We start from the raw sequence: 21,126 nt of genomic DNA on the forward strand, positions 1-21,126 counted from the left end.
TTTAACTGGAGTTACTATCGGGGGACACTTTATATTTGTATAGGGAGGAACTATGTATATAACAAGCGGGGAATTGGCAAAGCGTTTCAATGTATCCATTAGAACCATTCGATATTATGATCAAATTGGCCTGGTATGTCCTTCTAAATTAGGTGAGGGAGGCAAACGGTTCTATTCAGAGGAAGACTGCCTAATTCTACAAAAGGTCCTGTTGCTTAAATCTCTTGCGCTTCCACTCGAAGAAATAAATAGGATAATCAAAGATCAATCCACAGAGAGTATTCTAATGGTGCATAAATCCTATTTGGAAGAGCAAGTATCTAACATACAAAAATCAATTGCACATACAAATTCATTACTGAACATTCTTAGTATAGAGGGGACGATTAATTGGGAAGATCTCATCTCCCTAGTAGTCCCTCCAAAACAAAAAAGAAGTTGGAGCTCATTTTTTTCTGCTGACGAGCAAGAAAAACTACGTGAAAGTCTGCCCAAATTAGAGATGGATACCCCCTCTATTAAAAGGTGGATTAATCTTGTTAGACGAATTGAGGTATGCATACAAGACAATATCTCCCCAGATTCAGCGCATGCTAAGCTTATTATAGAAGATATTGAGATTCTCTCAGAGGAGACTTTTCAGGGGGACCAAGACCTAATGGATAAGTTTTGGAGAGTACGCCGTTCTCAAGAATTATCAAATCAACTAAATCTGTATCCGATCAACCAGGAAATCATCGATTTTCTCGAAGAGGCTTATGCCTTCACCCAAGGGCAACTAGGATGATGAATATTCCATTCGTTGTCCCATGTATAATCATTGCTGGAACAATGGACCCTGTTTTTTCATACGTCCAGGCAAATATAAGTCCGGATACAAAATTTAATAAGAGGGTATTGTAAGTTGGAATGTGTACAGTCATAAAAATAAATGAACTAGCCAACATGCTAACAGGTACTCCGTATTTGCTGCGTAAGAAACGGTAAAGGAATCCTCGGTAAAATATTTCTTCATATATAGGGGAAATAATGGCTGCTGATACAAACCCAATCAAGAAGTTAAGAGGTGTCATTCTCGACTGTAGGCTTTCTGTCTTACTATTTTCCGAACCAATACCTAGGAATAGCTCTATAACCATAATCATTACTAAGGCTATTGCGATAATTGCGAATGTCCATGTAACAATAGGTTTCCAATACCTTGGAGAAAATCCTCTCAATCCGACTTCCTGCCAGCTAAGATTTTCTGGCTTTATGGCCAAAAAATAAAGTCCGAACATGAAGGTGATAGCCATGACAAAACCTGTCAATATTCCTGAATATAAATCATTTTGTAATACTTCTGTTAGATACCCCTTTAATAAAGATTCTATAAAAATAGGAACCAGCACTAGTACCAATATAAGTAATTTTATTACAATTTTCCAATTCCACGGTGATGTCCCAAAGAAACAATCATGATTTTTCATTTTATATCCCTCCCTTATTTAGACAATAAAGGATGACGTTACGTAACCTGCAAACTTTTTTAATGCCTTAATGTGAGACCTTCTCATGGGAATCGTGTCAAGTAATATTGATGGGTACTAAGATTAATCTTGCACTGGAATACACAAAAAAAGAGCATAATACCACTGAGGTTGCTCTTTTTGAACTAACGCTAACCCGTTACTTCAATGAAAACTATTCTTCTATATTCTTAAATGGTTGTGCCTATATAATCCTTCCCCAATCCTTGGCGGTTATCTTCAATAATAGTAATTTCATTATTATAAAAGAAAAAAGAGAGACTAGAACATTACAGGAAGTTGGTTTCGGGAATGTGTATGGTGGCAACCAACCAACAATCTTCAGTACTTTCTCATTTCGTGTCAATATTACTTTTACCTCTTAATGTTACAGTTATCATCCCTGCACTAATATTATATTTCTTTCATAATTCTGTCGGTTGGGGATAAAACCTCCTATTACTATATTAGTTGTATTGATAGGTACAATAATTATGATTTTAGGGCTGTTACTCGTCACCTTAACGATTTTTCAGTTTGCAACAAAAGGGAAAGGCACATTAGCCCCATGGGATCCCCCAAGAAAACTAGTTGTAAGCGGGGCGTATCAATATACTCGGAATCCTATGATAAGCGGAGTGGTATTCATATTACTCGGTGAAGTAATTATTTTTGGTTCCGTTGCTTTATTTTTATGGTTTCTCTTTTTTACTATCGTAAATTATACTTATTTATTGTAGGGGAAGAGCCTAAACTTCAAAAACAGTTTGGAGAGGATTACAGGGAGTATAAAAGGAACATACCTAGATTGTTCCCTAGACGTACACCATGGACGCCAGGAAAGAAGTGAAATATGTGCATTTATCTATTGTAATAGGGTATAGATCCTGTCCAGTAGCATATGCCCGTTTCAAAGCACTTTCAATAAGTGCACTGTCTTTGATTCCAACATCCATAACCATTGCATTGCTGTCCTCTACGATCCTTTTATAAAAAAACGATAACGTGGTCAGTATTTATAACCTTCATTATTAGTTGCAATTGAACTTAGTGGAATACCTGCAGGAAAAGAACGTTCACCTTGTCATCATGGATATGGGAATTGATACAAGACCCCTACCGGTAAATTCTTTCTAATAGTCATGAGTGGATTTAGTGAATTAGAACGGAGCATTTTAAAGGAAAAACAACGGAATGCTTTTGAGACTTTCTCAACAGCCTGAACGCCTTTGGGGCGTTTTTCTTTTTTATGACTTGCATCCCTTTGAAACTACCGAAAAGTTTGAATATAAAGCTCACAGAAAATCGATTTTTATCAATCCCAGAAATCTTCATAATCCACGTCAAAACCCTCTTTTCGTAAAGCCTTAATGATCTTTTTAGAATTTTTCATATCCTATTGTGAGTACGGCGGGCGTTTTTTGCCACGTATGCAATCTTTTGTACCAGCTTTTGCGGAGACCTTACCAGTCTTAAAAATGGATGCAGCTTCAGTTAATGAAGAATGCATCCATTTTGTTCAAATAAGAAGCGCCCGAGTAAAGCCATATTTATTATCGCTTTCCTGCTTACCCTCTTTCAATGATCACCTTATGACTTATGCTTTTTTACTGTAGTTTAGATTATGATCCTTTAGCGTTTTATCTTTCCCGAATAAGAAATGTTTCTCCATATCCGGTGAATATTTGGAATTAATGGTTTCGTATCCTATCGCTTCTGCTATTGCTCTTATCATCGCAGGTGAGGCCCCGCAACAAAGACCAATATAATTAATACCAATATCTTTTGCTTCTTTCGCCCATTCCGCTAATTCGTATCGATTGTGATAAAGAGGGTCTAAGGATGTCGGGAACGTGGTTTCGGTCGGCAAAGAACAACTGCATCCTCCATCGGGCAAGTTGAAGAACGTAGGGTGTTCTTCTGTCGTGCGATATGGAATGGGCAATCCACCGACATATCCTTCTACCTCATTTCTAATTCCCTTCAGGTATGGCTGCATCGTATTTGGTCCGCGGAAACAGTTCATCCCAACCACTAACGCACCTTTCTCAGAAAGAATTTTACAGGATTCTTCAACGGTATAACCATCCCGCAGTATATTTTCACCCATCAGTCCTAATGTAACTACTGCCGGCAGACCTTGTTTTTGAATTTCCTCTAGCGCAATAACAGCCTCTTCATGGTAATAAAAAGTTTCCGCATTTATAAAATCGACGCCTTCTTCTTTACACCACGTGGCCATTTCTGCAAATATACTTCTTACTTCTTCCGCAGAATCAGCATCTTTCGAATCAAAAATATTCGTATTCGAAATGTTGCCTGCAACTAACGCTTCTTCTGTAGGATGTTCCTTCGCCACTTCCTTCGCCAAACGAATCGCACTCCGGTTTAACGGCTCGTGTAAATGTTCTTTACCTATAATTCTCATTTTTTCACGGTGGGCATTATAGGTGAAAGCTAAAACCACATCTGAACCGGCATTCATGTAATCTCGATATACTTGCTTTAAAACCTCCGGGTGCTCCAGCGCTACTTCTGGTACAAACGATCCTGCCTGTAAATAACCTCTGCGCTCCATTTCAAATAAATATCCTTCGCCTACAACGACTGTGCCTTCGTTTAATCTTTGTTCTAAACTTCTTTTCCCCACTGTTAACCCTCTCCTTTAGTATTGTAGGGTCAGTGTAGCATTGAATAATGGTATAGCATAACACGTAAATTCTATGCTTTGTCATAGCTTTAACCTATAGCAAAGGTAGTTCTTCGGCAATCGTTTCCTTTAAGAAATTGATATAAATCGTTGCCAGCGGGCTGTTTGCCACATTCTTATGTTGAATATACCCGACTGTAATGCTCTCATCCACCTTAAGCGGCACCGCCACAATATCATCGTCGTTGATGTCATAACTGATTACCCCTGTGGAAATCGTGTATCCATTCAATCCTATCAGCAGGTTAAACAACGTGGCCCGGTCACTGACACGAATATTTTTGCGCCTTGAGATGGTGCTTAATATCTCTTCGGAGAAATGAAACGAATTATAGTCCCCTTGTTCAAATGACAAATACGGATAAGGATCCAAATCAGCTAAGGTAACAAACTTCTGAGACGCAAGTGGATTAGTTGAACTGATGAACACATGCGGCTTGGCCTGAAATAGCTCATGAAACGTTAAATTTCCTTCTCTCAGAAACTTCCGAATGACCTGTTGGTTAAAATCATTTACATACAAAATCCCAATTTCACTGCGAAGGTTTTTTACGTCATCAATGATTTCATACGTCCTCGTCTCTCGTAACGTAAACTCATATTCATCCCGATTATAATTTTTCAACAGCTTCACAAACGCACTGACCGCAAAGGCATAGTGCTGGGCAGATACAGAGAAATGCTGCTGCGGGGATTGAGTCGCATTGGCATAGCGGTTTTCAAGCAAGTCTGTCTGTTCAATCACCTGCCTGGCGTAACCTAAAAACTCCGAACCCTCTGACGTAATAACAATCCCCTTATTCGTACGAGAAAAAATCGCAATCCCCAGTTCATTCTCCAATTCTTTAATCGAATTCGACAGACTCGGCTGACTAATAAACAATCGATGCGCAGCTTTACTAATCGATCGTTGCTTCGCCACTTCAATCACATATCTCAATTGTTGCAATGTCACTTAAACTCCTCCTACCTTTGTTTTGAGATGGTGCGTTGGCTTCGCTCTTCTCCATGTAATTCCAGCATGTAGCGGTATGGGGACATAAAAAACATACATACCACTCGTCCTTTTTAGGTATTATATCAGATCTGTTTTTAAGGCATGAGCTTTATAACTTTTCTTTTAGTAGGTCAGCGTCTTTAAACATTTGTGACCATTTATTATTCTCTTCTTTTTTATACCCGTGTTAACTCAGAGTACACTCTAAGTGAACAAACCAAAAATCCAGTGGGAACAAGGGTTTCAAGTGTTCAAACAGACTTGTTTAATAAGAAAATGGTTAGAGTAGGAAGAGCAAGTTCTAAATATCTAAATTTCTTTCAAGAATTTGCAAACCGTGATAATACTTTTGTGGTTTTTTAGAGGCTCTTTTTATTTTTCGCTATATACCACTAGAAAGTCATAAATAGGGGCGTTAGTGAAACATTTTCAAGGAGGGTTTTTATGTCTGTTCAATCGGCAAAACGATCAGCGCAAGCAAGGGGGTGGGGGTGTAGAAAAAACGTGTGGCTCGTATTCCCGTTTCTACAACAAGCGAATTTGATAATAGATAATAAGTTAACTCTTCTTTCTATAGCTTCAAGGGTAGCTGATGCTTTACACGCTCAAAGGATGAATATTCAAGAGTGGCATGTGACATATTCTTGGAGTTACCAACTTGATCCCTTAGCAGATGGTGGAGGCATCCCACGCAAACAAGTGGAGAATGTACAAGTTAGAGCCGTCTTCCAATAAAATTAGGTAATAATGAATGGATAATAAGTTGATCATAATGGGAATACCTACAAAGTAAAATGACAAATGAGAACCATTCCCATTTATAAATGAAGTGTATTATAATATTAGAGAATATATTTTATATTCTCCCTTATTGATGACCTGCAAAGGCTTTTCATTTTTTATCTAAACCCTCTAAGAAAAACCTTCTTGAATTCAAGAAGGTTTTTTGTCTCCCCTCCATCCCAGCCAAGAATCGGCCTATTGGGTGAATACCTCAAAATAAAAAAGGTGTTTTCCCCTTGAAAGTCTTCAAGAGGAGGCTATGATTAAAAAATTTGACTTTATGAATTTTAATTGTTATTATATAAAAGAATTATTTTTGTTCGTGTCTTTAAGGAAAGAATTAGTATATAAGCTAAGAAAAGAATTAGTATATAAGCTTTTCTCCTTTGAAAACTGAGCAATAATAGTATTAAATAGTGGAAAAGATCCACACAGGAGGAAACAAACATGCAACAAGGTACAGTAAAATGGTTTAACGCAGATAAGGGATTCGGATTCATCGAGGTTGAAGGTGGAGACGATGTATTCGTACATTTCTCAGCTATTCAAGGTGAAGGGTTTAAAACTTTAGATGAAGGTCAAACAGTTACTTTTGACGTTGAGCAAGGTCAACGTGGACCTCAAGCTACTAACGTAAACAAGGCATAATTATTAAAGGACTCTTTTATAGAGTCCTTTTTTGTTTTCTTATTGTGACTGTTCGCTGCAAGCTGAATCTATAGTTAAGGAATATGTATCAAAAAAGCTGACTATTAATGCCCGATCCTAATCAAAACTTAAAAATAGACCAATGTTAAGAGAAAGTCTATATTTTCGTAATTAATGGATTAGGCATTTTAGCCAGCCACAGAAACAACATGAAACAGGTATTAAAATGGTTAGATAGAGCATACCATGTTTTCGTCAAAAAACCTAATAAACTTTAAGTAGGATAATGCGCATGGTGAATCAGGCACCTTTCTTCTGTTAAAATGAGATGTGAACAGGGGTTCAGGAACTTTTCAGGAAGTAAAAGAACGTATTAGTAAAGAGTGTGGTTGTCAACTAACTGAGCACTTTAGGGGGAAGAAGGAATGATTTAAATAGAATTCATGATTACCCGGTACTTGGTGAGTTTATCCATTGATAGTATTTAGGAATATCTTCTAAAAAAGGAGCGAAACACCTGTGACCAACTTTGTTGACTTAGATGATAGGCTGCAAGTGTTGTGACCGAACAATCTCGTGAGATAGAAGTTGTTACGAAAGTTTTATCGACATCAGCACATTACCCTTCCTGTCACAAGTGTTCCCATCGAAAACACAGTCGCTATTCGCGGCGCGTTACCGATTTGCCTATGAGTGGAAAAAAGGTATACTTGATCATTCTCACTATTAAATGGTTTTGAGCTCATCCCTCCTGTTCGCCATTCGTAAACGCTCTACCTATGGCACCCTTGTGATTGATTTAGAGAAATGTTGTCCTATTGATTTGTTTGTAAGACGAACACAAGAAGATGTAAAGACATGGCTACAACAATATCCTTATATTGAGCTGGTCACTCGAGATGGTTCAAAGGCCTACGCAGCAGGAGATGATATTGAAAAAGAATGTCGTCATCAAGGGTATAAAGGCTCTCGTTCTACACTCAATCGCCTCATAGCAGAAGAACGTACGTCCTCGTCCTTGGGACCGTTAATTTCCATCCGTTCTAAAGCGCATTTTTATGACCATCAATCTCTATAAATTCCTTCGTGAAGCTGCTCAAATGAACCCCCCTTTTTGTGAACGGAAATAATAAACCTCCCTTTAGCTTACCATTATTTCCTAGTTATCGAGCATTAAAATCAGCTGCATTTGCAGCATTCTGGATCTTCAACTCTTACTACTCGATAGTTTACTAAAGGCGATTATGTTTAGACCTTGTGCACACCAGTAAACTTTTTTCCATAATAAATCGTTAAAACTATAATGAGCGGAACAAAAACAAGAGTCGGAAGAAACCACATGAGCAGGTTAACTGATTCGACTTGCAGCAATCTTGGAGCACCAAACACTGTGAATGCCGTGATTGCCGCTATACAGGAGGAAAGCATCCCGATGATGTGTTCAACAACCCAGTGAGAACTTGTTTTTGGTATAGAAATCCAGTATTTAAGTTGTGTACCGCCTAAGAACAGACCAACAATCGGAAAGTATTGAAGTAATGGAAAACCAACCACCCAACCGTATATCATGATACCTATACTTGAAGTGATCAGCAAAACCGGAAACAACAAATCAACGGGATTGCGGTGTGAAATTCTTCTCCCTTTAAACCGAAGGACACGGACACCATACCATGTGGTTGCCCCACTAAGAATTGAGATAAAAATTAGAAACCATGAGAACGGTATGTCACCTATGGAAGTGCCAGCATCGAAATAAATTAGGTAAATTCCCATATAAAATGCTGTTATCGAAACAATTGCCATAGAAATAACAAAAAGCAACCCGCTTCCTCTATGTAATTTTCCACCTTTTCGTGTTACTAGCGGAAGCCAAAAAATCAGCAGCGCTACAAACCCGGAAAAAATGTGGATCCAACGAGCAAGGCTAAATATGTACTCCAATTAAAATCCCCTTTCTTACATGATTAAACTCTGATATTTACTTTACTATAACTTCTCTGTCTTTTATAAGTATGATTATTTCTTTTATTTATAATAAACAATGCCCTTTATGTCATATTCAACTATTATCCCCCTTCGTTTACATGACAATAACACCATATATTTGTAACTGCCAGTATGTTCGGCGTCATACATTTTTAGCTTTATTTATTTTTATCCTTATGGAAGTATGAGCAACATGGCTTTCATTCAAGTTATATTATCTGAAAACCAAAAGCACACGAAAGTAGCCAACATCTGTCATGCATGATACAATAATGACTGACAGTCAGTCACTACAAGCTATATCTCTTTGGAGGATTGAGAATGAACCGAGATAGTAAATATGAGTTATTAGTAAATGCAGCACTTACTGTGATGAAAGAAAAAGGGTTTGAGAAAGCATCAGTATCTCAAATCGTTAAAGAAGCAGGTGTTGCCCAAGGGACATTTTATTTATACTTTGACTCTAAAAGCGCAGTTGTTCCGGCTATTGCCGAGACGATTTTACAAGCTCTTTTCTCGAAAATAAAACAAAATTTCCAAGCAGAAGAAACCATTTTTCATACGCTTGAAATGATCGTTGAAGTTACATTTGATATAACGAAGGAGTATCGTGAACTCATTTTATTTTGTTACTCCGGACTTGCTTATTACCATTCGTTTGAACGTTGGGAAGAGATATACCAGCCTTATTATAGCTGGCTTGAGAAAAGAATTTATCAAGCAAATGAAAATGGTTTCATTCACACAAATTTTGACTCAAATGCGTTAGCTAAAATGATTATTAATTTAATAGAAAATTCAGCGGAGACATTTTATTTAACAAATCAAAGTGAAACGAGCAAGGAAAAAAGTAAAAACCAAGTATTACTGTTTATCAGAAGTGCATTGACTGATTGTCCATCATCAAACAAAGCCTAGATGAGGTGTTAAGATGCATACCTATTATGCATTGGAAAAGAAGTTGTTAAAAGTTTCAGTTTATGGTGCGGTCATGTTTGCTGTGACTGGCATCGTTTTAGGGTACCTGATTTCTTCACAAATGATCATGTTCGACGGACTATATTCTCTAATTAGTGTGATGCTGAGTCTCTTGTCATTATTTGCAGCACACTTTATTCAGAAGCGAGATACGAAAAAGTTTCCATTCGGTAAGGAGATGCTTGAACCTCTGGTCATTATTATTAAATACGCAGTCATGTTGTTCCTTTGTTTAGTTGCATTAATAACAGCAGTGGATGCCCTGCTTTCAGGTGGTCGAGAAACCAACGTGGGGTTTGCTCTTCTTTATTCTGTTTTATCCACGATAGCATGTTGTGGTATTTTTGTGTATCTCAAAAAACAAAAGCAAGGATCAGGGTTTATTCAAGCAGAAGCTAATCAATGGAGAATGGACACGATACTCAGTGCAGCTGTTCTAATTGGGTTTTTCATTGCTGCACTTCTGTCTTACACTCAATTTACGTTTTTAACTCCTTATATTGATCCGCTTATGGTACTCATTTCTGCTGGTTACTTCTTGAAGGTGCCAGTGGTAGAAATCACAAAAGCTTTAAAAGAAGTACTAGAAATGGCACCGGACCAATTGATTGAAAAGAAATGTAAAGCTGTGATCCATTCCATCCAGGCTCACTATCAAATAGAAGATTCCGTGCTTCGAATGTCAAAGGTAGGAAGTAAACTTTTCATCGAAGTTGATTTTATTCTAAATGAGCAATCCAAAGTAAAAACTGTCGCAGAACAGGATTTAATTCGAGAGGAAATTAATAACCGTACTAACGATTTACAATATAAAAAATGGTTGACCGTATCTTTTACTAACGATCGAAAATGGATCAATGGCTGATTGAAGACTGAACGGGATCACAATAAAAGGAAGGAGTGCACATACATAAATGTACTCTCCTTCCTAATTATTAATGAGCGATCATTTCATGAACAATATCCTTACTATCTAACTCAGAAGGATAGTAAGTAGGCCAGTTTGTTACATTGTCTAGTAGCTCTTCCCGATCATCTCCCCAATATAAATGGAAATGGTCAGAGTCCGTAGGAAAGATGTTATGGTCACTAAACTGAATGAACTGAGGCATGGCTTCATTTTCCTCTGTTAGTTCAAATATGAACCTTACTCCCCGGTTACCAGCTTCATAAGTAAGAATCTCATATCCATCATAGGTATATTCACCGGAATACTCTTCTTCGTCCTCAAAGAAAGTAACAGTATTATCTTCAATCACGATATGATGAACATCAGTCTCGTAACCTTCCTCATAGTATTCCTTATATTCCTCCTCTGTCATCTCCTCATTCTCTTCAGCCTTATGTTCAAACACTTCATCTAATTCTCCATCTTGCAAGTATGGGTAAACAGACTGCCATTCACCTTCCCAATCGGATAAATCTCGATCTTCAACCTCCTCGTCCTCAAAATATCCATCATATATTCTCTGACTGTCTTCATCATGGGTATGGGCATGGTCATGGTCGTGACCTTCTTCATCATGGTCGTGGTCATGACTGCTTTCTTCATGGTTGTGTTCTTCGTCTTCATTACTATGTACTTCTTCCTCTTCGTTTTCTTCCAATTCACTTTCTTCTGCCTGTTCTTCCTCTTCTTCAGCAGCCTCCTGACTGGTTTCAGCCTCTTGGCAAGCCACTAATAAAGTACTCATTGCTGCAATACTTGACCATTTGATTAATGATTTTTTCATAATTGACTCCTTTTCAAAGTGTAATAATTACGATTTACAGCCCAGACTATTGTTTTCAAGGCGATAAGTAAACAAGCAATTTTCCAATAACCTCCTTTTCCCTAATTTGCATTCATTCTTTTGGCGTGTCGCAGGGGCAACTCTTTGTATAACACGATTAAAAGCGTAATCATTACGATTTGTAATTTATTATATATACTTATGCCTGGAGTGTAAACAGATATTAAAACTTTTTTTCAGTTGGTAAGGTATTGGATTTCACCAACAACAACTATGCTTTCCTTATAAGACTATCAGATACAGGCCTTTTTTCTGATGCCTTGATAAACACTCACATCCCTCTAATGAGGGAAAATTATTGGTTTTATGGAATGAAAAACTTACGTGTTAAAAACTAAAATTGTTACCCCTCACTAGCTGGAAAACGTTGCGATTTTGGGTTCTACATAAACTTTCTTTAATGAGCAATCTAGCACAAAGGAAAATGGAGAGTGTGCTCCCGCATGAGCCACAATTGACAACAGTCCCATATTAACACCGAGTACATACGTGATTGCAGCAAATGTCTGTAAAAAACCCTACTCCCAAAGCCAGGTAGTATTTTCCATTCGACCATTTTCACGCCTGAATAGTAATATCTTATAGCTACAGCGATAAATGAACGTGTCATAGTAAAGAAAACAGTCCACATGCCTTCTGAAATAGTGTTGATACTCGTTTTGAAATCAGAGCGGCGATAAAGTCTTCAATTCTTCAACCTAAAGCCAATGCAGTAATCAAGCTATATAATAAAGCAAATGAATTACCTTCTAATAATTCACAAAATGAAAAAAGCCAAGGAGGTACTTTTACAGTAACCTCCCGGGCTTTTATCCTCCGTGGCGTTGCATAGCTATGAGTTTTCTCTTGTTCAGACTAATTTATACAATTACGGAACCCTTGAGAACCTTAATTTTTTGAGCATAGGCCCCCATTACCTAACACCGCTTGTCATTAAAATTCTAGGGTAAAACTTTATTAGACAATAACATCATTAATTAAACTAGGCGGCTTGTTCCCTTGTAACCCTTGAATTAAATTTTCCACCGCAAGCTCAGCCATTTTGTACCTGGTTTCTGCTGTCGCTGAACCAATATGCGGCAACGTAACACAGTGATCCATTCGTAACAAAGGACTCTCTGTGTCAATCGGCTCTTCCCTATATACATCTAAGCCAGCAGCCAATATTTCCTTATCCCCGAGGGCTTTTATTAGATCCTCTTCCTTAACTACCTTTCCTCGAGAGCCATTAATAAAGATTGCACTTTTTTTCATGAGTTTAAATTCTCTTTCCCCGATTAGATTAGCAGTTTCAGGAGTCAGTGGAACCATTACACAAACGAAATCAGAGTTCTGTAACAGATGATCCAGGGAAACATAGGAGGCATCCAGCCTATTTTCCATGCTTGGCTTTCTTGTACGATTATGATAAAGAATGTTCATTTTAAAGCCAAAATGAGCTCGCTCTGCTACTGCAGCGCCAATCCTGCCCATTCCTATCATTCCTAATGTTTTATGATGAACGTCATTACCAAATAATTCTTCTGTAATAGAAGCCTCCCACTTTCCAGCTTTTACGTAACGATCAAGTTCAGGCATTCTTCTAGCGGTAGCAAGAAGTAAACCAAAAATTGTGTCAGCAGTGGTTTCAGTTAAAACATCTGGTGTATTCGTCGCCATAATTCCTCTTTTTGTTAATTCCTCGATATTCAAGTTATTGTATCCAACAGATACATTGGAAACAATTTTTAATTCAGGAGCCTTATCTAGTAATTTTTTATCAATATTGTATCCTGAACCTATCATACCCTTTGCACTAGGCAGGTGGTGAAAAAACTCTTTGCTCTCTGGAGAACATTGATATGTATCGCAGAAAGAGCTTAGCTTTTCCATCAAATCTTCGGGAATACGGTTATAGACAATGACTTTTGGTTTCACGACTTCACTTCCTTTACGTTAATGTAGGGGTGTATTCTATCAAATTACTGTTTCCTTATTTAACTTGCAACAGAGAATAGATCATATGTATTGAAAATTCTAAAAAATTCTATCTCTAGGAGTTTTATCCTGTTTTGTAACCATTTGGTTTTAACTCTTTGCAAAAAAGGAAAAAGTTCTTTAAGCAAATGATAAGTCCTTAATGAGTCATTTGCTGATGCTGAGTATCACTTCTTATTTATTGTTCGGAGAACCTCCTTTTGCAGCCATCGGATGATTCTGGTGGTTGTTTTTTTCGATTGATAAGGAAAGGTCCCTACGGTGGTTCAGAAGGGACACAATCGCCACTATAATCAATTCTACATTAATACTTGGGTCCAATAATACAAGGAGATGAGTATGAACATAAGAGGATAATTATCCATTTTTTTTGGGTATTCCTATTGTACTACACACCCGGCTCCTTCTTACAGCAGCTACTGATACACCAAAGATTCATAAAACAAAAATTGCAGTTTTTTACTTCGAGATCAATTCCTCCTATTGCTCATATATATTTATTTAATCAAAGAGTAAGAAAGGATAACAAGTATGAGTCTGCTCTCTTCATCATTTTACAACTCCAAAGAGAGTTCATTCTTCATCGGAACTTTTTTGAATTCTAGCCGAAGACCAACCAGAACGGTTTCCTTGCCTGTAAACATAGGAATTTCATTTTTCTCTTGGCAATCTTATTGTTACAGTTGTTCCTTTTCCTTCTTCACTAGCAAAGTAAATCTCCCCATGATGCTCTTCAATGATTTTGTAACATACCATTAACCCCAGTCCCGTTCCTTTTTCTTTATTAGAGTAAAATGGCTCACCAAGTTTTCTCATGCGCTCCGGTGAGATTCCAATCCCATCATCTTCTATTTCAATTTCAACATACGAGGAGAACTCTCTAGCTTCAATTTTCAACAATCCACCGTTCGGCATCGCTTCAATAGCGTTTTTTAATATATTCAGAAATACTTGTTTAATTTGGTTTGAATCACAAAAAATCGGTAATACATCCGGTTGAAAATAGGTTTGAATTTCTATGCTGTGCATGGCTGCTTGTGTTTTGACCAAAGCAAGAATGTTATGAATAACATCAGCCACGTCTTCTTCTTTAAAATGAACAGCTTGTGGTTTAGCTAATGTTAGAAATTCATTTATAATGATTTCTACCCTGTCTAGTTCTGAAAGCATGAGATCCGTATATTCAAACTCTACTTTCCCCTGTAAAAGCTGTGTAAACCCTTTCACTGTTGTTATAGGATTTCTCACTTCATGGGCCACCGCTGCAGCTAGCTGACCAAGCGCGGACAGTTTTTCCGACCTTCTTAGTAATTGTTCCGTTTTCTTTCTTTCATGTATATCTCGAGAAATCGCTGATATCCCTGTTACCTGGCCATCTTTATTCTGGATGGGAGAAAATGTGATACTTACATCAAATACATCTCCGTCTTTTCTTCTTCTCAGAGTTTGATAGTCTATAACCTCTTCTCCATTTTTCACCTTTTGTAATGCCTGTTTTGTCTCCTGATATAATTCTCCTGGTGCCAAATCATCAAAAACATTAATCTTATCCTTGTCACAGAATCCGTACAGGCTGTAAAACGCCGGGTTTGCTTTTAACAAGTCTCCCTCAAGCGTAAGAATGGATATCGCATCGGCACTATGAGTAAATAACGCCCACAGCTGCTCTTTTGTTTCTTGGAGCTCTGCTTCCATTTCTTGACGTCTTGTAATATCCCGTCCAATGGTTACCAAATACTTTCGGTCTCCAAGATTACTAAATTGCGGGGCTTTTACTATTTCAAAAGTTCTCACTTCTCCGTTAGGGTGATTGACATTTTGTTCATATTGAAGAATTCCTTTTTGCTTCCAGGCGACTTCATCTTTAGAGGAGGAGATGAGAGATAAGTTATACATAGGTTTTCTGCTTACTAATTCTGACTCCTTTTCCCTTTTCATTCCAAACAGTACTCTTGCCGAGTCATTCATTTCGATCAGTTTGTCTCTTTTGTTTTTAAAAAGCACAAATTCAGGCATGGCATTCAGTAACGAAGAAAGTTTTTCCTCCCTGTCTTCGATCTTCTTTTGAGCTTTCTTCTTTTCTGTGATGTCTTCCAACATCCCATAAACTGACACTACTCTCTCCTCTACTTTTACCGGAATATTCGTTACCTTGAAATACACTTCCTCTCCTTTTGTATTTAGACATACTGTTTCATAGGCCTGTGGAGTGCCATTAGCTGCAAGTGTAAAATGCTTATTGGTGTGAGCTAGATAATCGGGATGAATCCAAGGAGAATAAGGGCCGATCAACTCCTCTTTTCGATAACCAAGGAAGGTGTCCGATGGTGTATTCATTGAAACAACCCTTCCTTTTAAATCTAGAGAAAAGACATGGTAAGGGCTATGTTCAAAAAGAGACTTATACCGCTGCTCAATTTCCTCCAACCTTCTTCTCGCTTGCTTTTTTTCTGTAATGTCTCGTCCTGTCACTACCATTCTGGAAACCTGGTTCCGATCCTCAACTACAGATTTTATTGTTAAGGCAAGATCAATGTAACGGTTATCCTTTCTACGATACCTAAGTTCTACCTTCTGTTCTTTTTTTGTGAGAACCGCTTCTTCAAACACCTGCATGGCAAACGACACATCATCTGGATGCAGCAAATCAAATGTACTCGTGCCTTCTACTTCCTCGACTTCATAACCTAATATGGAAGTATTGGAAGGTGTAGCATACTGAATTGTTCCTTTTGCATCCAGGACGCATCCAGCATCGCCAGCATGTTCAGGGAGGAATCTGGCTTCTACTTGTTTTTCTCGGCTCTTTTTGTCCAGAGCAAAACTAAGCAAGTCAGCGCATGTTGTTAGAAAATCTTTTTTATCGTTTGAAAATGAAATATATGAAGGAAGAACGCATATTAATTCACCAGCCAAATCCCCGTTTATATGCAGAGGGACGACATAAGAAGACTTAAGATCCGGGCCAGAAACATCATGATCTTGTTCAATAGCAGGAAATATATCGTTACTGGCTGAAAGAGGAGCCCTCCTCTCATGCTCTATCACATAAATAGAAGAACCTTCCAGACCTATATAGCTTTCAATAGAGCTTCGCACTGACGCTATAATGTCGGAAAGTGGTGCATTCTTTGCTATCATATGAATAATTGCTTTATAAGTTTCCTGGGGTGAAGAGACTTGATCGTTAAACCTTGGAAACTGAAACAACAAATGAGTCGAATCTAACAGGCTTACTTCTCCATTTAGACTTCGGTCTGCGAATAAAGCCTCTACCTCGAGAGATATTTGATTCCCAAAACTCTCTTTTTTATATAAGGTATCAAGGAACATTTTTATCCTTTTGACTTGTTTGTTAGGTATATAAGAAAAGATATTTCTTCCAAAATCCTCGGTCTGAAAAGCGTTTTTCCCTTTTTCGTTAACAAACTTTATGGCTCCCTCTAAAGTAGTGATAAAAAGAGGGATACTCACTTTATCATATAGTTCCTTCACGCACACCACTTATCTCCTCCTGAGGCAAAATGCCCCACTTAATCTAGACTAATGGAATTATACCAAACTTTATAGATATAAAATTTGTAATCTGGGTTTAATGTAAGGAGTATTTAAAGCGGAAAATAATGAGCCTCATACTTAATGATTTTCTTCCACGTACAATAAACCCAATTGTCATACCAGACAATTGGGTTTTAAAAATTCATTATGAAAATAATTGTGGGAATGTTTGCAGGAGAGTACGCACCCCTAAATAAGCAGTTAATACAACAATAATACCTCCAAAAACGGTCATCCAGACTGGATGCTTATAGCTCCCAACAATGGTTGAGCGGTGGGCTGCCAAAAGGATACACCCTAAGGTAAGGGGAAGGATTAATCCATTGAACGCCCCTGCCAGAACAAGAAGCATTACAGGCTGACCGATCATGGCAAAGACTCCTGTTGAAAATACAATAAAGCCCACAGTCCAATAGTTTTTATATTTTTCAATGCTCTCATGAAAAGTAGTTAAGAAGGAAACAGATGTATAAGCCGCTCCTATGACCGAGGTAATTCCGGCTGCAAACAGCACTAATCCAAATATACGGAAGCCGATTTCACCCGCTGCAATTTGGAAAACAGAAGCTGTTGGATTATCCTGATTTAAAGCAAATCCAGCAGACACAACTCCAAGAACTGCCAAAAATAGAATAGTTCTCATGATAGAAGCAACAATAATGCCGGAGATCGCCGTGTTTGTCACATACTTTAAATTTTCCTTGCCAGTGATCCCCGCATCTAATAACCTATGTCCTCCGGCAAACGTTATATATCCTCCTACTGTCCCACCCACGATGGTAACAATAGCAAGAAAGTCTACCTCCAGAGGGGCCACCGAACGTAAGGCCGCCTCCCCATATGGCGGGTTGCTCCCAAACATAATATAAGCAGTAAAAAGTATCATCAGTGCACCTAAATAACGTACAATTTGATCCATTGCCGCGTTTGCTTCTTTTAAGAGGAAAATAGCAATACATATCACACCGGTCATTATAGCTCCAACTCTTGTATCCAAACCAAGAAGAGCGTTCACTCCCAGCCCTCCCCCTGCTACATTTCCAATGTTAAAGGCAAGACCTCCCAAAACAATAAAAAATGCAACGACATAACCTAATCCAGGTAAGACAGCATTCGCAATTTCCTGCCCTCTCATTTTTGTGACAGCAATAATCCTCCATATATTCATTTGAGCGCCGATATCGAGGATAATAGACACTAAGATTACAAAAGCAAAACTTGCTAAAAGCTGTTCTGTAAACACAGCTGTTTGAGTTAAGAAGCCGGGTCCAATAGCAGAAGTAGCCATCAAAAATGCTGCCCCCGTTAAAGCCCTAATTCTTTCTTTTGGAGTTAATCCTTTCTCCGTAAGCGGAGTATTCGCCATTTTATTTCTCCTTCCTTACTACTATAATCGATTAAACGTATCCACCAAAAAACGTTTTTAAGTGGTTTAGACGAAAATAGAGTTGTTTTGTATACTAAGGGTAACAGCTTGCTTTTTCTTAGATTTAAGAAAACGCCCTCAAGCTAAAGAACTGAACCTAAATACATACCAAGCTTGGAGGAGTTATCATGCAAAATCAAAACAAAACTGTCACAAAGTCAATGGCACTGCTTACTCTCTTTCGGCAACATGAAGAATTAACGTTGCAGGAGATGGTAAAGCTTTCCGGTATTCCTAAAACCTCTGCCCACCGCATGGTCGGAGCCCTGCTAGAAATGGGCTTTCTACAAAAGGAAAAGGACGGAAGGTACTCTCTTGGCATGCTTTTTCTTGAGTTTGGCCAGCTTGTGTCCGAACGTCTGGATATACGTAAAGCGGCCTTACCTGTTATGCAAAAAGTCAATCGTGAAACCGGGGAAGCCATCAATCTGGTCGTAAAAGACCAGTTGGAAGCCATCTATGTAGAAAAACTTGAAGCAAGTCACCCTGTTCGCCTTTACACTAAGATTGGAAGACGATCTCCTCTGTATGCCGGAGCTTGCCCTAGAATCATCCTGGCCTATACAGAAGAAACTGAGCAACAAGCTTATATTGAGAAAGCAAATTTGATTCCTTTTGCCTCAGGAACGATCACCAGCAAAGAAAAATTGCTCCAATCATTGCACCGCTCTCGTATCGATGGCTATACTATTAGCTTCTCTGAGTTAGAAAACGATACCGTTTCAGTTGCGGCACCCATTTTTGACTACAAGAATTCAATAGTAGGTGGGGTAAGTATAGCTGGGCCTGAAACCCGTTTTCAAAAAGATCAATTCCCTTTTTATATAAACAAAGCAAAGGAAGCAGGGAACACTATTTCTAAAAACCTTGGTTGGCAGTCTTTTACTTTTTAACAGAGCTCCCTTGATCTAAGAAATGTTCCATGAAGCTTGTGTCAAAGGCACCGGTTTGAAATTGAGAATTTTCTATTATCTGTAAGTGTAAAGGAATGGTCGTTTGGATATTACCTATTTTCAAGTCTGTAAGCCCTCGCTTCATCCGGCTGATCGCTTCTTCTCTCGTTTTACCCCACACAATCAGCTTAGCAACCATTGAATCATAAAAAGGCGTGATCTCGTATCCCTTGTAGACAGCCGTATCTATCCTCATACCAAATCCTTGCGGAGGAGCAAATTCAGTGATCTCTCCAGGGGAAGGTCTGAAATTCTTTTCCGGATCTTCAGCATTGATTCTACATTCAATCGAATGTCCGTCTAGAATAACTTCTTCCTGGGTAAAAGAAAGGGGTTCACCTGCGGCCACAGAAATCTGCTCCTTCACAATATCTACCCTTGTAACCATCTCTGTTACAGGATGTTCAACCTGAATTCTTGTATTCATTTCCATAAAATAGAACCGATTATGCTTGTCTAACAGAAATTCCACAGTGCCTGCCCCGCAATAATTCACTGCTTTAGCAGCCTTAATAGATGCTTCCCCCATCTTTTCCCTTAGTTCAAGGTTCAAAGCCGGTGAAGGTGCCTCCTCAATAAGTTTTTGGTGGCGTCTTTGTATGGAGCAGTCTCTCTCACCCAAGTGAACGACATTTCCGTGCCGGTCAGCTAATAGCTGTACCTCAATGTGCCTTGGTTCTTCAATAAATTTTTCTACGTAGACTCCTCCATCACCAAATATAGATTTTGCTTCATTTTGTGCTTGCCGTACAGCTTTTTCGAGGCTTTCTTTATTATCTGCTTTTCGCATCCCTTTTCCCCCGCCGCCTGCACTTGCCTTGGCTATAACAGGGTAGCCGATTTTTTCAGCTATGGTTCGGACCTCTTCAAGCTCTTCGATCACCCCTTCTGTTCCTGGTACCGTAGGCACGCCTGCACTTTTCATTGTCTTTCTGGCTTCGGCTTTTTCGCCCATTTTGCGTATCGCTTCTGAGGAAGGTCCGATAAAGGTAAGGTTCACAGCTTCACATAGCTCTACGAACTTGGGCTGTTCTGACAGAAATCCATATCCCGGGTGAATAGCATCGGCATTGGATAATAATGCGGCACTTATGATATTTTCCATATGCAAATAACTTTCAGAAGCTTGTGCGGGTCCAATGCAATAGGCTTCATCTGCTGTTTTCACATGGAGTGCATCCTTATCTGTTTCAGAATAAACAGCTACACTCTGGATGTTCATTTCCTTGCAGGCCCTGATGATGCGAATTGCAATTTCTCCTCGATTAGCAACTAGTATTTTCTTAAACATATAATCCCCCTTTTTCTGCTTCTTAGTTACAGTGCTTGGACCTACTTCACCTTAAATAAAGGCTGGCCGTACTCTACAATGTCCCCATCACTTACAAGAACCTCTTCAATCTCGCCCTCTATCCCCGCTTCTACTTCATTAAATAGCTTCATCGCTTCTACAACGCAAACAACCGATTCTGGAGTAACTTGATCTCCACTGTTCACATAGGAAGCCGTGTCAGGGTCCGGTGAAGAATAAAATTTTCCTACCATAGGGGACACGATAGTTTTCTCTTTTACTGTTTCTTCAGTATTATCATTTTTAGTATTTTCCGGATCTTTAGAAGGGTGACTGCCTTGTTCTAATTCATTTTTTTCACTATTATTGTTTGACTCTTTTACAGTGACAGAATCCCGTTCCTTATTCCCTTTGTTTATGCTAAGTTTCACTTCACTATTTTCAAATTGAAAATTCTCTATTGGTGACTCTTCCAATTCTTTAATCATGGTTTTTAAATCTTCAACAGTAAACAT

19 protein-coding genes are annotated in these 21,126 nt (G+C 38.5%); 9 read left to right on the top strand and 10 right to left on the bottom strand.

What is annotated here, in order from left to right; genetic code table 11:
- The first annotated feature begins 73 nt into the window (after positions 1 to 73).
- Positions 74 to 787 carry a MerR family transcriptional regulator gene (locus tag CEF17_RS08705; protein WP_232725472.1) on the top strand — a complete coding sequence of 238 codons (714 nt, stop codon included), beginning with the start codon at positions 74 to 76 and terminating at the stop codon, positions 785 to 787.
- On the opposite strand, the gene CEF17_RS08710 is transcribed toward CEF17_RS08705, so the two are convergent.
- Positions 765 to 1,469 (bottom strand): CPBP family intramembrane glutamic endopeptidase, encoded by a 705-nt coding sequence (locus CEF17_RS08710; protein ID WP_100399188.1) that lies wholly within the window; start codon positions 1,467 to 1,469, stop codon positions 765 to 767. The two genes, CEF17_RS08705 and CEF17_RS08710, sit on opposite strands and share 23 nt — an antisense overlap.
- Before the next feature lie 515 nt (positions 1,470 to 1,984).
- Here CEF17_RS08710 and CEF17_RS08720 point away from each other — a divergent pair.
- Complete coding sequence (locus tag CEF17_RS08720; protein WP_198508933.1) at positions 1,985 to 2,248, top strand: methyltransferase family protein; 264 nt, start codon at positions 1,985 to 1,987, stop codon at positions 2,246 to 2,248.
- Between the two features lie 857 nt (positions 2,249 to 3,105).
- Here CEF17_RS08720 and CEF17_RS08730 read toward each other — a convergent pair.
- Together CEF17_RS08730 and CEF17_RS08735 are read right to left on the bottom strand one after the other, a co-directional pair.
- The gene (locus CEF17_RS08730; RefSeq protein WP_100399191.1) at positions 3,106 to 4,158 is read right to left on the bottom strand and encodes a homocysteine S-methyltransferase family protein; all 1,053 of its coding nucleotides are present in this window, start codon (positions 4,156 to 4,158) and stop codon (positions 3,106 to 3,108) included.
- Between the two features lie 94 nt (positions 4,159 to 4,252).
- The gene (locus tag CEF17_RS08735; protein ID WP_100399192.1) at positions 4,253 to 5,173 is read right to left on the bottom strand and encodes a LysR family transcriptional regulator; all 921 of its coding nucleotides are present in this window, start codon (positions 5,171 to 5,173) and stop codon (positions 4,253 to 4,255) included.
- Between the two features lie 486 nt (positions 5,174 to 5,659).
- On the opposite strand from CEF17_RS08735, the gene CEF17_RS08740 reads away from it, so the two are divergent.
- The 4 genes from CEF17_RS08740 (at position 5,660) to CEF17_RS08750 (ending at position 7,724) form a co-directional block, all read left to right on the top strand.
- A complete protein-coding gene (locus CEF17_RS08740) occupies positions 5,660 to 5,950 on the top strand; it encodes a hypothetical protein (protein ID WP_100399193.1) in 291 nt (96 codons plus the stop codon).
- Between the two features lie 495 nt (positions 5,951 to 6,445).
- Positions 6,446 to 6,646, top strand: coding sequence for a cold-shock protein (locus CEF17_RS08745; RefSeq protein ID WP_100399194.1), 201 nt, complete (start codon positions 6,446 to 6,448; stop codon positions 6,644 to 6,646).
- Positions 6,647 to 7,206: 560 nt separating this feature from the next.
- Positions 7,207 to 7,386: a transposase family protein gene (locus tag CEF17_RS21040; RefSeq protein WP_157842992.1), complete on the top strand. Its 180-nt coding sequence runs from the start codon at positions 7,207 to 7,209 to the stop codon at positions 7,384 to 7,386.
- Positions 7,377 to 7,724, top strand: a complete 348-nt coding sequence (locus CEF17_RS08750) for a hypothetical protein (RefSeq protein WP_100399195.1) — start codon at positions 7,377 to 7,379, stop codon at positions 7,722 to 7,724. The genes CEF17_RS21040 and CEF17_RS08750 overlap by 10 nt, the downstream gene beginning before the upstream one ends.
- A gap of 170 nt (positions 7,725 to 7,894) precedes the next feature.
- On the opposite strand, the gene CEF17_RS08755 is transcribed toward CEF17_RS08750, so the two are convergent.
- Positions 7,895 to 8,590: a DUF2306 domain-containing protein gene (locus CEF17_RS08755; protein WP_100399196.1), complete on the bottom strand. Its 696-nt coding sequence runs from the start codon at positions 8,588 to 8,590 to the stop codon at positions 7,895 to 7,897.
- Positions 8,591 to 8,956: 366 nt separating this feature from the next.
- On the opposite strand from CEF17_RS08755, the gene CEF17_RS08760 reads away from it, so the two are divergent.
- Complete coding sequence (locus CEF17_RS08760; RefSeq protein WP_232725473.1) at positions 8,957 to 9,553, top strand: TetR/AcrR family transcriptional regulator; 597 nt, start codon at positions 8,957 to 8,959, stop codon at positions 9,551 to 9,553.
- Positions 9,554 to 9,566: 13 nt separating this feature from the next.
- Positions 9,567 to 10,478, top strand: a complete 912-nt coding sequence (locus CEF17_RS08765) for a cation diffusion facilitator family transporter (RefSeq protein WP_100399198.1) — start codon at positions 9,567 to 9,569, stop codon at positions 10,476 to 10,478.
- A 70-nt stretch (positions 10,479 to 10,548) separates the two neighbouring features.
- Here the strand turns inward: CEF17_RS08765 and CEF17_RS08770 are convergent, their stop codons facing one another.
- The 4 genes from CEF17_RS08770 to CEF17_RS08785 form a co-directional block, all read right to left on the bottom strand.
- On the bottom strand, positions 10,549 to 11,346 hold the full coding sequence (locus CEF17_RS08770) for a ZinT family metal-binding protein (RefSeq protein WP_100399199.1): 798 nt from the start codon (positions 11,344 to 11,346) through the stop codon (positions 10,549 to 10,551).
- 1,017 nt (positions 11,347 to 12,363) lie between these two features.
- Entirely contained in the window at positions 12,364 to 13,323 is a 960-nt protein-coding gene (locus tag CEF17_RS08775) for a 2-hydroxyacid dehydrogenase (RefSeq protein WP_100399200.1), read from the bottom strand.
- 711 nt (positions 13,324 to 14,034) lie between these two features.
- Entirely contained in the window at positions 14,035 to 16,887 is a 2,853-nt protein-coding gene (locus CEF17_RS08780; RefSeq protein ID WP_100399201.1) for a PAS domain S-box protein, read from the bottom strand.
- Between the two features lie 199 nt (positions 16,888 to 17,086).
- Positions 17,087 to 18,307 carry an NRAMP family divalent metal transporter gene (locus CEF17_RS08785; protein ID WP_100399202.1) on the bottom strand — a complete coding sequence of 407 codons (1,221 nt, stop codon included), beginning with the start codon at positions 18,305 to 18,307 and terminating at the stop codon, positions 17,087 to 17,089.
- Between the two features lie 188 nt (positions 18,308 to 18,495).
- On the opposite strand from CEF17_RS08785, the gene CEF17_RS08790 reads away from it, so the two are divergent.
- Positions 18,496 to 19,260 (top strand): IclR family transcriptional regulator, encoded by a 765-nt coding sequence (locus CEF17_RS08790; RefSeq protein WP_100399203.1) that lies wholly within the window; start codon positions 18,496 to 18,498, stop codon positions 19,258 to 19,260.
- Here the strand turns inward: CEF17_RS08790 and accC are convergent.
- Together accC and accB are read right to left on the bottom strand one after the other, a co-directional pair.
- Positions 19,250 to 20,611, bottom strand: a complete 1,362-nt coding sequence (accC, locus tag CEF17_RS08795; protein ID WP_100399204.1) for an acetyl-CoA carboxylase biotin carboxylase subunit — start codon at positions 20,609 to 20,611, stop codon at positions 19,250 to 19,252. The two genes, CEF17_RS08790 and accC, sit on opposite strands and share 11 nt — an antisense overlap.
- A 41-nt stretch (positions 20,612 to 20,652) precedes the next feature.
- A complete protein-coding gene (accB, locus tag CEF17_RS08800) occupies positions 20,653 to 21,126 on the bottom strand; it encodes an acetyl-CoA carboxylase biotin carboxyl carrier protein (RefSeq protein ID WP_232725474.1) in 474 nt (157 codons plus the stop codon).

Origin of the sequence: Bacillus sp. FJAT-44742, assembly GCF_002797315.1 — a bacterium.
GTDB lineage: Bacteria > Bacillota > Bacilli > Bacillales > Marinococcaceae > Thalassorhabdus > Thalassorhabdus alkalitolerans.